13 protein-coding genes are annotated in these 13,824 nt (G+C 57.0%); 6 read left to right on the forward strand and 7 right to left on the reverse strand.

Annotated features, from left to right (window positions below):
* The first annotated feature begins 1,000 nt into the window (after positions 1–1,000).
* Together QD461_RS17950 and QD461_RS17955 are read left to right on the forward strand one after the other, a co-directional pair.
* The gene (locus QD461_RS17950; protein ID WP_414089024.1) at positions 1,001–1,546 is read left to right on the forward strand and encodes an L-lactate permease; all 546 of its coding nucleotides are present in this window, start codon (positions 1,001–1,003) and stop codon (positions 1,544–1,546) included.
* 77 nt (positions 1,547–1,623) lie between these two features.
* Entirely contained in the window at positions 1,624–2,124 is a 501-nt protein-coding gene (locus tag QD461_RS17955) for a MarR family winged helix-turn-helix transcriptional regulator (RefSeq protein ID WP_414088963.1), read from the forward strand.
* A gap of 58 nt (positions 2,125–2,182) precedes the next feature.
* Here the strand turns inward: QD461_RS17955 and QD461_RS17960 are convergent, their stop codons facing one another.
* The 3 genes from QD461_RS17960 to QD461_RS17970 form a co-directional block, all read right to left on the reverse strand.
* On the reverse strand, positions 2,183–2,605 hold the full coding sequence (locus QD461_RS17960; protein ID WP_414088964.1) for an SgcJ/EcaC family oxidoreductase: 423 nt from the start codon (positions 2,603–2,605) through the stop codon (positions 2,183–2,185).
* Between the two features lie 246 nt (positions 2,606–2,851).
* Positions 2,852–3,550 carry a response regulator transcription factor gene (locus QD461_RS17965; RefSeq protein ID WP_184710341.1) on the reverse strand — a complete coding sequence of 233 codons (699 nt, stop codon included), beginning with the start codon at positions 3,548–3,550 and terminating at the stop codon, positions 2,852–2,854.
* A gap of 648 nt (positions 3,551–4,198) precedes the next feature.
* A complete protein-coding gene (locus QD461_RS17970) occupies positions 4,199–5,287 on the reverse strand; it encodes a hypothetical protein (RefSeq protein WP_414088965.1) in 1,089 nt (362 codons plus the stop codon).
* 590 nt (positions 5,288–5,877) lie between these two features.
* On the opposite strand from QD461_RS17970, the gene QD461_RS17975 reads away from it, so the two are divergent.
* The 4 genes from QD461_RS17975 to QD461_RS17990 all read left to right on the forward strand — a co-directional run bounded on the left by QD461_RS17975 (position 5,878) and on the right by QD461_RS17990 (position 10,009).
* On the forward strand, positions 5,878–6,450 hold the full coding sequence (locus tag QD461_RS17975) for a PE-PGRS family protein (RefSeq protein WP_414088966.1): 573 nt from the start codon (positions 5,878–5,880) through the stop codon (positions 6,448–6,450).
* A 103-nt stretch (positions 6,451–6,553) separates the two neighbouring features.
* Positions 6,554–8,269 (forward strand): type I secretion system permease/ATPase, encoded by a 1,716-nt coding sequence (locus tag QD461_RS17980; protein WP_414088967.1) that lies wholly within the window; start codon positions 6,554–6,556, stop codon positions 8,267–8,269.
* A gap of 14 nt (positions 8,270–8,283) precedes the next feature.
* Complete coding sequence (locus QD461_RS17985) at positions 8,284–9,729, forward strand: HlyD family type I secretion periplasmic adaptor subunit (RefSeq protein WP_414088968.1); 1,446 nt, start codon at positions 8,284–8,286, stop codon at positions 9,727–9,729.
* Between the two features lie 7 nt (positions 9,730–9,736).
* A complete protein-coding gene (locus tag QD461_RS17990) occupies positions 9,737–10,009 on the forward strand; it encodes a transposase (protein ID WP_414088969.1) in 273 nt (90 codons plus the stop codon).
* A gap of 142 nt (positions 10,010–10,151) precedes the next feature.
* On the opposite strand, the gene QD461_RS17995 is transcribed toward QD461_RS17990, so the two are convergent.
* From QD461_RS17995 to QD461_RS18010, 4 genes are read right to left on the reverse strand one after another with little or no spacing between them, the layout of a single operon-like run.
* Positions 10,152–11,354, reverse strand: a complete 1,203-nt coding sequence (locus tag QD461_RS17995; protein ID WP_414088970.1) for an FAD-dependent oxidoreductase — start codon at positions 11,352–11,354, stop codon at positions 10,152–10,154.
* Positions 11,355–11,358: 4 nt separating this feature from the next.
* Positions 11,359–11,835, reverse strand: a complete 477-nt coding sequence (locus tag QD461_RS18000) for a RidA family protein (protein ID WP_414088971.1) — start codon at positions 11,833–11,835, stop codon at positions 11,359–11,361.
* Positions 11,828–12,574, reverse strand: coding sequence for a gamma-glutamyl-gamma-aminobutyrate hydrolase family protein (locus tag QD461_RS18005; RefSeq protein ID WP_414088972.1), 747 nt, complete (start codon positions 12,572–12,574; stop codon positions 11,828–11,830). Before QD461_RS18005 ends, QD461_RS18000 begins: the two co-directional genes overlap by 8 nt.
* Positions 12,568–13,725 (reverse strand): M20 family metallopeptidase, encoded by a 1,158-nt coding sequence (locus QD461_RS18010; protein ID WP_414088973.1) that lies wholly within the window; start codon positions 13,723–13,725, stop codon positions 12,568–12,570. Before QD461_RS18010 ends, QD461_RS18005 begins: the two co-directional genes overlap by 7 nt.
* Positions 13,726–13,824: the final 99 nt, after the last annotated feature.

Genomic DNA, 13,824 nt, shown 5'->3' on the forward strand with positions numbered 1-13,824 from the left:
TTTCATATTACCTGCGTCCTATTCGCCCGCGCATTGCGAACACGATGAACGTTCAGTACGAAACATGGAAACCGCCTTCATTGAAAGCCCAGGTTCTTCGCCTTGAGGGTATCAACTGGTGATCGGGAATTTATGCCGAGGCCGTTCCGTAAAGCCTGATATTAGGAAACCTGCAAACCTGCCGCTCAAAAACTGATGCGAGGACCGAAAGAGCCATAATAGCCGGGTGTCGATCCGCTTGGAGCCAGGTCATTATCTCGTTGGACTCTCTCTTCCCACCGCCGACGGTTTGCCGCCTTGTCTTTGGCATTAGCGGGATCCGTCGATCTGCTGGCGGCTACTGTAGCAGTTTGGCGACTGGTTCCGCCGACTGTCGAGCAAGACGCAGCGAAAAGAGCGGGAAAAACAATCACAATGCCAAGGGCAATTGCCTTTGTGAGACTGTATTGGACCTGCGGCATAGACATCCCTAATGCTCTCTTTGACTATCTACCATGAAGCCAGACGCTATTTGATCTTACGTCGAGTGGAAACCGGAGGCTAGTCGGATTCCCATCCGGTGGACAGTGAGGCGAGCTGCTGCCCCCTTTGTCCTGTGAGCCTGGTCCATCGTCATGCTTTCGTGGAGTGTCGGTCTACGAACTCGCTCCGCGGCCAAATTTCGCCGACTGCGCCATTTCGCACCCACGGACAGAAAAAGCTCGTTGGACAGTTCACCCAGATAGCGTGCGAGATCAACTCTGACATAATTGTCCGAATAGCGCCGCCGGTGAACCAAAGCCACAGTGGAAAATGCGGGCGCGCATCCTTTTGGGCGAGGTATTGGCCGCGGGTTCGGCGATACAGATCGCCGGTCTTCCCGAGAACTGGCGTTACCTTGCTTCGCCCGCTCTGTGGCTGTTCGCCGCGGCGTTCTGGTTTGCGCCGGGCACTCGGCAACGGAGCCGTTGCGGCATGGGTATCGTGGCTGGGCGTCGCTGCCGTGACGAGATTGTTCGTCGTGCTTGGTAACATGATGGCTGCATCGGATATGGCCGCATTTCTGGCGAAGGCATTGGCTGGCGCAGGAATGGCCTATCTGGCTGCTGCCCCTTTCGTTGGAGCCGTCGGCAGGATCGTGACAGGTTCCATTGCCGGTGCGAATGCAATATTCGCAACGACGCAGTCGGACATTGCCCGCTCGCTTGGAGTGAATGTCTGTGGTTCACGGCCATTCACAATGTGTCGGCACCTTTCCTGCTTGTGGCGCCGCCGGAAAAGATCGAAATGGTGGTGCGTTTATCCCCGGCAGAGGCCTGCGAACATCGCCGCGGGTCCAGATGACGATTTTGTTCGTGGCCATGGCCATTGCTGTAACACCGGCAATGATCAATGTCGTGCTCCCTATCATCTGAGGCATAGGGAGCCCGCGCATTGGGTGCACAGGAGTGGGCCGAAGCCAATCAGCGACGCCGAGCGAGATCTACAGCTTGGCCTGTTGAATTCCGCCTCGATTTCGCCCTTCGTTTCACCTGATGACGGCACGGCTGGACGAAAGCAATCCTGAAACCAGCAGTTCATACTCTGGTATCTTTCTGGCAAGATAGCATGAAGAGTGTCTCGATTGCTCGAGTGAGGTTTTAAGTGAGTGACGCGATAGATGTTGCGCAGCGAGCGTGGAGCCGAGAGCGGCCCGACGTCGACAATTGGCCGGTCGGGGTAATCGGGCGCACCCAGCGCCTCGCCCGCGTTTTCGAAGATGAGCTTCAGACTTTTTTCCGGCAATCCGGTTTGGATACGGGCGAAGTGGATATGCTGTTCACGTTGCGACGATCCGGTGCGCCATATGGATTGACGCCGACACAGCTCGTGAAATCGTTGATGATTACCTCTGGCGCCGTTACAAAGCGCATCAACCGTCTCGAAACCAAAGGGCTTGTCCAACGAATCCCCGCCGGTTTTGACCGGCGTATCGTCCAGGTCCAATTGACCGAGCATGGTCTTGCAATGGTCGATCAGCTTTTCGCGCCACACATTGAGAATGAGGTGCAACTACTAAAGGGTCTCGATCGCGATAAGCTCGATCAACTTGCCGATCTCCTGCGGACACTCCTACAGTCTCTTGGCGACACCCAGCGCCTTTGAATCTAGCGTTACCCTCAAGGCGTCGCCTCGCGCCGCAAGCCTGCCGCTGCAAGCTCGGCTATTTTCGGAGGACGAGTTCGCCGGTGCGAGGATCCGTCAGCGCGACATTTTCGAAAGCCTTAATCAGCCACAGGCCTTCGTTGCAGGTCAACACTGCTTGGATCAGAGTATCCACCAAATGTGGTCGCGCCGGATGCGCATCGCCGATCGCGAGCCTACTCCAGAAATGAACGACGGCTGCGTCGCTGCCAATCGCAATCACATCGATCGCTTCGTTCTCGAGTGTGGAATCTCTGTAAATCGTTTGGTGGATCGGAGCGTGGAGAGCAACAATTTCATCGGCGCCACGAACGAGGTGTCCGAACCGATTTACAAACGTCGCATCCTCATGAAACAGCCTTCCAAGCGCGGTCATGTCATGGGCGTTCCAAGCGGCTTGGAAGGCTCCAGCCACCATCTCCGGTCGGGTCATCTCGCTCATATCAGCTCTCACCAGCGTTCCAATGGCACTATCATTTGGCGGATCTGCGCATGAGGTTCTGCGTCCGCAACAAGGTTCAATTATTCTTACATTTATCTTACTGGTAAGATATAATGCAATGAGCTTTTGCAGATGCCAGTGACGGCCAGCGTCAGAAGCGCGAGCAGTCAATATCCATTGGAGCTGTTTTCATTATGAAGCGTCTCGCTATCCCCACCGGCATCGCCTCGGTCACGGCGACACCATCTAGCTCGGTGACGCGTCTTCCCCATCAGCAGCTCTGCGAACCAGACGTGCAACCACCTCAGTGCGGTTTTGCGCCTGCAATTTGCGCATGATGTGCTGCAAATGCATCTTCACCGTATGCCCAGAGAGATTGAGTTTTCCTGCAATTACCTTATTTGAGCAACCGCATTGTAACTCCGCGAGAACATCTGCCTCTCGGGGAGTGAAATCGGCAATCGCCAAATGCTGCGCCCTGACGTCCAGGCTTTTTTCAACCTCATTTCTGGACAGACTATGATCGCTTGTGACAGCGCCCAAGAGCTGAGGGCAGAATGTTCCTCCCGCCAGAACGAGACGAAGGCCGGCAAGGGCAATGTCAATCGGAAGCGACGTCGAGAAAAAGCCGCGAATGCCCATCTTGAGCGCCTGACGGACGATGTCGGCATCATCCGTGCCCAGGAGCAATGTGATGGGAGCCTCGGGAAAATGCGCAACAATAGCTGCGAGATCATCGCGCAGACTTGCGCTCTCAACACCTCTGCCGGCCAGATCTAGTGCAATCAAGCGCACCTCGCATCCCAGGGCTTTATCGAGACTCTCAGTCGAGATCATATCGATAAAGCTCCAACCGGTGAGTTCACGTTCAAGAAGCCTCACCACAGTCGTCCGTGCCAGTGTGGAGTGCTGAATAACAACAATGGTCGGTGTATTGCGCCGCATATGGCGCCTGGATTTGGCACTGTTGGACACCTGCGTGCTCCCCCGGGGGCTATCTCAGCCCAACAGCAGGACACATTATTCCCGTTATCGTTTCATGTCATGGCATAAAAAAGAGGTACTATCGATATCAATAGTCTTATCTATCACGATAATTATCAAAACATACAATATGTGATAGAAATACAACCAAAGACTGCGTACGAAATGCGGTATATTATTCATGTATATATTTATATATGCAAATTACCACACATGATCGAATTATTCGGATAACTCACGTTTATCAAGTGAAGCAGAAACATTTTGAAACGCATTGAAAGTCATAAGAACTATCTCAACTCTATCTTAAATGACCTTCATATCGACTTTGTTTTGATAGTATATCTCAACTTAAAGAAGATACAGTGACAAATGAGCACGTTGGATATCGACAGGACATAACGGCCTCCCGAAGTCGAGATCTTTGGCAATATGGATAGGGTAAAGGTTGAATTTTCGATATCTCAGGGGATCTGTCCTACGGCACGAATTCCGCCGAAAAGACGAAGGCATGGTAGAGAGAATGGTGTAACACATGCATTGAAGAATTGCATGAAAAAGTAGATTCGTGCCATTTAGCCTCACCAATGCGAGTGAGGCGGCTATCAGTTAAGTATGAATTAAGCCCAGAATATCATCGACGAGGGCAGAATGGGCATCCGTAAGGTTGCCGCCTCCCCCGTGACCACCGATGCCAACCAATTGAAGCGCATGCTGATCGTAGAGAACATGATCGATTTGTTGAGCGTCCGCCGTCCCACCGGCGGGAACGGCAATGTTGATGGGGTGAAAATAGGCAAGATTGACGTCAACCATGCTGCCGGTTGACGATCCAATTCCGCCACCTCCACCCTCATGGCTGCCGGTAAAAATCGTCCCTGACGATAGGTTGAAGCCACCGCCGTTACCGCCAATGCCTGCAATCTGCGTTGCGCCCTGATCGAATATTGCATTGTTGGTCTGATGGGCCTCCGCCGAGCCGCCTGCAGCGCCCACGGCGATGTTGATCGGTGAGAAGATTGCGATGTTCACGTCGACCATGCTGCCAACAAAGTAGCCATCGCCACCGTGGCCCGCATGATTATCTCCGGTAAATGTCAGGGAAGTTCCGGGACTTAACGGCGAGTCGTGGCTCGCGATATTATGGTCTCCGCCCGAGCCACCAACACCGCCAATCTGGGTTGCTCCCTGCACGAACACCGCGTTGTTCGATTGGTCTGCGTGAGCCACCGAACCAGGCCCGACGGCCACGGCAGTGTTGACGGGAGCAAACACCGCAACGTCGGAGCTTACAAGGCCACCGTAGAAGATGCCATTGCCTCCGGTGCCGGCATGATTGCCCTCACCGCCGTCGCCGATCGCGATATTGCCGTTTCCACCATTCCCGCCGATCCCGGCCATTTCGGTGGGGTGCTGATTAACGAGCGCGTCGTTGCCCTGGAAGGCGTCAGCACCCGAATGGGGACCTGCTATGGCCGTATTCGACGGCACGAAGGCAGCCAATGCGTTGCTGTTGATGACACCGTCGCTTATCCCGTCGCCACCGCTGCCGGCTGAATTGTAGCTCGGACCAGAAGTAACATCCAATGGAAGCCAAGTCGGTACCAGAGCCAGGTGCCCCGCCGCCAAACTGGAGGTAAGGTTCTGATCGGTGCCAGTTTTGGGCAAGTCTTCCGATAAGGGACGAATTTCCGTCATTACCGTCTCCATTCCACGGTCAACTGCGTACCCCACCGAGCGCGCAGCGTATGCAGCGTGAGTTGTCGCGTCATTGTGCATCTGAATGGGGGAAAAGCAGAGCCTGCAATTCGTCTACATCCATTTGCCTAATACTCTAACCATTTGGCTGTCATGGACGCGGTATTCGCTGCAAGAGTTTGAGGCCGTTAGAATTAGAGCTTCTGGAGCGCGCAGCCTCTTTCGCATGATCGGACATATTCGCTTTTCAGCCTCGAGGGGGATCCCCTCCGCCAAGCAAAGCCTGATCGGAACCCCTCAATTCAGCCCATTGGCGCGGACGATCGCCGCTTGGAAAAGCGCGTCGCTTCGGACAGAGGGGTGACACGATCATCACCAAGCCATCTCGTGCCAAATCACCAGGTACCAAGTCGAAATGGCGCTTCGTTGCCTCCCAGCATACGCCCGAAAGAACGTCGCCGAATATCTAGATAGCTCGCAGACTAAATCACGGGTAATATTTACCTGCGGTTGTATTTACGGCGGTGAGATGCTGGACACCCACGCGGTAGAATGAACACGTACCAAACGAGTTAGTAGGAGGGATATCGATGCCTATTCCACAATTATCTGACACGATCCAACTCAACGACCCACATGCAGGCGACGCGAGTGCCGGCAATGGCGCTGGCGGGTATAATAATGGGAACATTGACTACAATCCGGTTGCTTATGTCGCGAATGTGCAATCGGTCGAAGGAGCATCTACCGATCTGCACAACGGCGATCATGTCGGGTTGACGGCAGGCTGGAGCGCCGATGGCGGAGCCGGTGGGTTTACTCAGGCCCAAAACGGATTCCTTGCGTCGCTCTCAAACAGCGGGGCCGGCGGCGCAGGAGGAGATGCTCACTCCAACGGCAGCCAGGGAAGCTCAAGCGGCGGCGATACAGCTGCTGTGAGTGCGGATACGACGGCAACACAATATACGCAGCTCTTGGCTGATCAGCATGCCACGATACTTGCCGGCGTCGGTGGCAACGGTGGCAACGGCAATATAGCTCGAGGCGGCGATATATCGTCGGCATTGGTTCACACGGATCCCGCAACGACGACGGTGAACAATGCTCTCGATCATTTCACCAACGACTTCGGCCATATCGATCTCAGCCATCTTGGCTCATGAACTCAGGCCCTGAGGGTCGCCGGTTTCAGCTGGCGGCCCTCATAGGCTGCGGAGCCGGTCGGCTGCCCCTTCTTGTCAGTATCAAGTGCAGCGAGATCTGGTAATGACAACGCTTTCCTTAAGGCCATCGCCTCCGCAGACACAACTCGTTGTTGCACTCCGTGCTTGTGCCGGAGCCTTCAGTTTGGTCTTCCTCTATAGCTGCGGCTACAATCTCTTTCTTCTGGCGCCTTCGGTCTATCTCCTGCAGATCTACGACAGGGTCCTGTCGAGCCGAAGCACCGACACGCTCTTAATGTTGACAATAATCATCGCCATCGCCGTGGTGGTTGGCTCCGTGTTGGATATCGTTCGCAGAGCAGCTCTTTGCCGCATCGGCAGCTGGCTTGATCACAGATTGCGGCCGATGGTGCTGACCGCATCGTTCGAATATGCCGCCCGCGCCGATATTGGAACCGCCACGGAGTGCTACAGGGATCTGGCCACCCTGCGCCAATTTCTCGATTCACCGGCCAGCGCGCTTTTTTTCGACGTTCCCTGGGCACCGGTCTTCCTGCTTCTGCTCTTTCTCGTTCATCCGCTGCTTGGGGCAATCGGGCTTTTGAGCGCAGTTGCACTCCTTCTGTTTGCGTTCCTGACGGAACAGGCGACACAAGAGCCGCTTACCCAAGCCAATCTTGCCCTTTCGAGGAGCTATATGCGATTTGCGAGCGCCCTCAAGAACATTGAGGTCATCCGAGCAATGGGCATGCAGTATGGTGCAGCGCTGCTCGTCTACCGCGATGCGGAAATGGCAAGAAGGGCGCAGGACGTCGCGATGCATCGTACAGAGATCATTCTCGGGTTCTCCAAATCGATCCGCACGCTCGCGCAGATCCTCATGATGGGATCTGCGACATGGCTGATACTCGCAAGCAACAGCAATCCTGGAATCATCTTCGTTGCCAGCTTACTGCTAGGGCGCGGGCTCGCACCGATCGAGGGCGCAATAGGTGCATGGCGCTCCTTTACCTTTGCGCGGAGCGCCTTCAATCGGCTGAACAGGATGCTGATCGCCGTTGCATCGGATCGCGATGCCCGAACGGTGCCACAACCGGAACCCAACGGCCTCATTCTCGAAAACGTCAGCTATGTTCAGCCATTTGCCAACAGGCAGATATTGGCGGGCATCACATTGCGCCTCGCGCCAGGAGATTGCATAGCGATCATCGGCCCCTCGGGATCGGGAAAATCGACACTCGGTCGCATCATGGCAGGCGTTGTGCAAGCGACGGGCGGATGCGCTCTTCTTGGTGGCGTGGATATCTCGGCTCTGCGCCTGTGTGGTGGCGGTCGGCACGTCGGCTATCTGCCACAGGACATCGAGCTCTTCGGCGGCGCAATCAAGGATGTGATAGGTCGGCTGGACGGAGGAGATCCTGGCAAGGCGATTGATGCCGCGAAACTGGTTGGATTGCACGAAGCAATCATGCGGCTGCCAGGGGGCTACGAGACTGATATCGGCGAAGGCGGAAATCTGCTCCTTCGAGCTCAGCGCCAACAGCTGGGGCTGGCGCGGGCAGCCTACGGAAATCCATCTCTTATCGTTCTCGACGACCCGAATTCGAGCCAGGATTATGACGGTGAACGCATGCTCTACAGAGCGATTGAGCGCATGAAATCCAGAGGAATGATCGTCGTCATCATCACTCATCGTATGGGCATCCTGCCAGTCACCAACAAGATTGCCATTATGCGCAACGGGACCGTGGCTGCCTTTGGCGACAGCGAGCGGATTTATGAGACCTATCTTCAACCGCCATCGCGAACAGGAACATAAGGGAGGATGCTGCCATGACCCTTGTTCGACTGGACGCGACATCGACGAGATTTCCGAACACACCAAAGCCGGCCCAGCAGCTTGCTGAACCATCGACAGCGGCGGCGAGACAGCAGGCCGCCTATGCGCCGGTGATCGAATCCAAAAAGCGCGGCCCTGCCCCCCCTTCGCCCATGCCGGGACTTAGAGGCGTTATCTGGACGGGTAACCTGTTGGTTGGTGTCTTCATAGTCGGATTGGGAGCCTGGTCTGTTCTGGCACCGCTGAAAAGCGCTGCCGTTGCACCCGGCGTCATTGAGCCGGAGTCCAGCCGTAAGACCATTCAGCACCTGGAAGGCGGCATTGTGCGACGGATACTCGTCAAAAACGGCGACACGGTCACGGCCGGACAGGTTCTGATAGAACTCGACGATACAAAATCCCGCTCGGAACGCGACAGTATTCAAGGGCAGCTTTGGGACGCCGAAGGAAGCCGCGCCCGCATGCTTGCCGAGCAGACAGGCTCCGACCATGTCGCCTATCCACCGGACCTCAGGACAGCAATGGACAGAGATCCATCTGTCGGAGCGATTCTAGCAGGACAACGGAAGATCTTCGAAGCGCGTCGCCGCGTCATGCAGGCCGAAATTGGGATTACCAATGAGAAAGTCGCGCAGGTGCAACAGGAAATTGTCGGACTTGGCGCGCAGAAGACAGCTCTCGCCGAAAGAGCCGCAATCTCGCAGCAAGAGCTGGATCAGGTTACGGCCCTTAACGCCAAAGGATTGGAAAGAAAGAACACAGTTCTCAACCTGCAGCGGGAAAAGGCAGACCTTGCCGGCCAGCAGGGACAGGTAGAAGCGCAGATCTCTCGCGCCTATCAGGTGATCAGCGAATCGCAGGCCGACCTTGCAAAGCTTGAGAGCAGCCGGTTGAGCGAGGTCGCGCAAGGCATGCGCGACACGGAAAGCCAGATCATGCAATTGCGCGAGCGCCTGTGGGCAATCGACGACCAACTTTCAAGGACCGATATCCGCGCTCCCGAAGACGGAACGATCATGAACCTGCACATCCACACAGCCGGCGGGGTGATCGGCGCGGGCGAACCGCTCGTCGATCTTCTGCCGAGCTCCGATCGCCTGATCGTGTCTGTGCACGTCCGACCCGAAGACATCAATCTCGTCCGCCCTGGGCTTGAGGCACGGGTCCACCTCCTCCCCTACAATCAGCGGCGTGTTCCGCTCCTGAAAGGTCGTGTCGAGTACGTGTCAGCAGACCGTCTCACGGATGCACAGACCGGTCAGCCCTATTTTGCCGCAACAGTCCGGGTAACGGACGAGCGGTTGGCAAAAATGAGCGATGTCGAACTGGTCGCAGGCATGCCTGCACAGACAATGATCGAAACGGGCGAAAGCAGCGTGGCATTCTATGCTGTCAGGCCACTCCTCGACAGCTTCAACAGAGCATTTCGTGAGGACTAAAGCGGTGATGGGCAAGAGAAGATTCGACAACGACCAGATTACGGGCATTCTGAAAGAGCACCAAGCCGGGGTGACGGTTGCCGATGTTTGCCACAGGCACGGCATCAGCGAGCCGACCTTCTATCGGTGGCAATCCCTGCAGTTCGGAAATGCCGGTCTCGATACAAAGAGGGTAAGAGCATTGGAGGATGAGAACCAGAAGCTCAAGAAGCTCTTGGCCGAGGCCATGCTCTCTGCGGCAACACTCAGCGAGATGCTGGCGAAGACATCAAAAGGATGAAGCCAACGCTGTAGCAAAGGTAGTGCGAATCTCGGCCCGCCAGGGTTCCTCATCCTGCAGTCTGGCGCAAATTCCATTAAGTTCGCGACGCCCGTCCCTATCCTGGAAGGGCGGGCGATGAGAGATGAGCAGCCCTCGCCGGTCAGTCGAAAAGCTCAGCCAGGCGCGCCGCGGTTCCCATCGAAAGCGTCCATCCCAACGAGCCGTGGCCGCAGTTCAGGAACAGACCCTTGACCTTGCTCGGGCCGACAATCGGCCGGCTATCGGGGGACATTGGTCGGAAGCCGGTCCAGGCAGTCTTGTCGGCAGCATACTCGCCGGCGTCGGGAAAGATCTCTCTTGCCGTCTCCACCAACCTATTGAAGCGGGACGGATCAAATTGTCCGTTGCTGGGGCCGATGTCGGCCAGGCCAGCGATGCGCAGCCGATCGCCAACCCGGCAGAAGACGATCTTGCGGGCGCTGTCGGTGATGCTGGCGATGGGCGCATGCGCCGTCGCGGGGATCGTCATCGAATAGCCCTGCATCGGCCAGACCGGAAGCATGATGCCGGCCGTTGCCGCGACGTCCCGGCTCCAGACGCCGAGTGACAGGACCGCCCGATCACAGGCCCGCTCACCCTTTTCGGTTCTTATGGCGACGAGCCTGCCTGCCCGTTTCGTCAAGGCCCGAACCTTTGTGCCGAAGCTGAAGGTCACGCCATATTGGTTCTCGAGCAGATGTCGCAGGCCGAGGCAGAAGCGTTGCGAATCCCCCGACTCGTCAAATGGCGACCACAGAGCACCGGCAAAGGAATGCCCGTAACACGCAAGGGCAGGTTCGCGTTCGAGCGCCTCTTTCGGCGACAGCATGACCTGTCCGGCTCCGTGGGCGTTCTTTAACCGACTGAGAGCCCCTGCACTGTGCACGGCCTGCGGGCTGGAATAGAGCGTGAGCTTGCCTGTCGCACGATGGTCGAAGTCCAGCAAATCACGGATTTTGGCGAAGGCCCGCCGACTCTCCATGGCCAGTTTCAGCACTTCGATCGTGTTGGCCTCGAATTTGGCCCTGGTCGCATTTGCTAGAAAGGCGGCGGCCCACGACCAGAAACCGGGCGAGAGCGTCGGCCGGAACTGGAATGCCGGATCGAGGCCGAGCATGTATTTCGGCAAGTTTCGGACCAGAGATGGTGAGGCGAGCGCATCCGTGTAGGAATAGCTGAGCTGCGCCCCGTTCCCCAAGCTCGCTCCTGCTTCAGCCGGAGCGTTGGCCGCGTCGATGACCGTGACGGCGTGCCCTTTCCGTGCAAGCGCGTAGGCAGACGTCATGCCGACGACACCGGCACCCAATATGACGATCTCGGACATCAGGCTATTCCTCGTTGGAGAGGCGGGCGATCACCTCGACTTCGACTGGCACCCCACGCGGCAGTGACTGAACCCCGATCGCGAAGCGTGCATGCCGCCCTTGCTCGCCGAATACTGACACAAGCAGGTCGGATGCGCCGTCAACGACGGCGCCAATGTCGACGAAATCCGGCGCGCAGTTCACGAAGCCCGAGAGTTTGACGATCTCGCGCACTCTCGACAAATGGCCGCCGGTCGCCAGCTTAAGCTGGGCGACGACGTTCAATGCCGCCAACGCTGCCGCCTTGTTACCTTCCTCTGTGGCAACTGATGCGCCCACTTTCCCGACATGGCGCGACTGGCCGTTTTCGAGAGGCAGTTGCCCGGACACGAAGACCAGACCCTGGTCGATCTTGAAGCCGAGCAGGTTGCCGGCGGGCTTCAATATCGAAGGAAGTCGCAATCCCATGGCCTGCAGACGATGTTCCGGTGTCTCAACCATGGAGCACCGGCGATCGGGTGAGACAAAATTCCGTCGCCGCGTCGATGAAACTCCGCCAGATCGGTGCATCCGCTTCGCCTGCCGCATATTCGGGATGCCATTGGACGCCAACGGCAAAGCCATGGTCGACGGCCTCGATCGCTTCGATCACACCATCGCACGCGACGGCGATCGGCCGATATGCCGTGGAGGGCTGAACGGCCTGGTGATGAACACTGTTGACCCAATATCTTCCCGGCGCAACCGCCCGAAGGCAGCGGGGCTGGCAGGCAATTGTGATTTCGTGCTGCGCACGAAATGCCGGCTGATCCGGCTTATGTTCCAGCGCGCCTGGCACCTGGCTCGGGATGTCCTGGACGAGTTGGCCGCCGAGGCACACTGCCAAGAGCTGCATCCCATTGCAGATTCCAAGAAGAGGAATTCCCAACCCGAGTGCTCCTTCGATCAGCGCCTTTTCGAATGCGGTCCGGAGCGGCTTCGTGACACAGCTTAGCGAGGCGCCCTGGCCGTAGAGAGCGGGGTCGATATCGAACATTCCGCCCGTGACCAGAAGACCATCGATTGTCTCAAGATAGGGCGTGACGTCATCCACATAGGGCAGGATGAGAGGAAGTCCGCCGTGGCGCAAAAGGGCGTCGGCGTAATTGCGACGAACCACATATTCGGTCTCCGGCGCGTCGAGATCGTTGAGATCGGGCGTGATGCCGATCCTAGGGCGTGACGGCGTCTTCATCAGCATGAGAGCCATGCCTCCGCGATATCAGCATAGATCTGCGCGGCCTTCAGCACGTTATCGACGGATACCGACTCGTCCGGCTGGCCGCTGAGACCGAGATCCCCAGGCCCGACAATCGCAAAGGGCACATGGAGCCCCTCAAGAAGAACGGTCGCGTCGCTGTAGTAGGACACGCCCTTGAGCGCTGGCTCGCGGCCGATGTGCCGAGTGCAGACCTCACTGCAGAGTCGCACGAATGGCTCGTTAGACCCGCTTTCCACAGCCGGCTTGAAGTCCAGAACACTGATCGAGACCGTCTCCGGCGCAATCTCTTCGACTTGTCGAATGACCGCGAGATGATCGGCACCCGGAGGCAGTCGGATGTCGAAATCTGCATAGCAGCGATCAGGCGTCAGGTTAACGGCCGAGCCCCCTTCGATGCGACCGACACGAATGGTCGGTCCGTCGAGAAGCGGGTGAGCCACGCAGTTCAATTCAAGCTCAGTAAGGCGCGCCAAAAATCCATTAATGGTGGTGATGGCGTTGATACCCGCGTCGCCGGACACATGGCCGAGACGCCCCGTAGCGGTTGCCCGAAGCCAGAGCGCCGCCTTTTCGACAATAACAATGTCGAGACCACTTGGCTCGCCACACAGGAAGGCTCCTATCTCGTTCTTCAGTCCGCGCTCGATGAAGCGTCGGGCGCCGAGAAGGTTCGCGCTTTCCCCCGCCGTGAACGCCAGGATCACATCGCCTTTCAACAGGCTCTTGCGCTCTGCAAGACTCGCCGCCGCGGAGATCATTGCGACCAGAGCACTCTTCATGTCAGATGAGCCACGACCGTAGAGACGTCCGTTCGAAATTGTGGCAGAGAACGGATCGTTCCGCCATGGCATGGTGCCGGCCGGCACGGTATCCATATGGGCGGACAGCACGAGGCCTTGCTTCTCGCCCGATCCACGGACCCTTCCGAGTACGTTCGCCCGACCCGGCAAGAATTCCTCAAGTTCCGATTCGATGCCCAGAACCAGAAGTTGTTGGTGAACCTCTCTGGCGACATCCAGCTCGCCTCCCGGCGGATCGCAGCTGTCAATCGCGACGATCGCCTGCAGAAATGTAATCGGATCGAATTGTCCGGCCGCGCCGGCGTCCTGTCGTAAATTTGTTGCGTGCATGAGCCATCCTCCGGTGATCATTGAAGAATGGCCGTTCCGTTTCATTCAAAGAAGCGATAATCTGTCATGGAATAATCGACAACGGCAATAAATACAGTC

The organism is Rhizobium sp. BR 314, assembly GCF_047445805.1.
Lineage (GTDB): Bacteria > Pseudomonadota > Alphaproteobacteria > Rhizobiales > Rhizobiaceae > Rhizobium > Rhizobium lusitanum_B.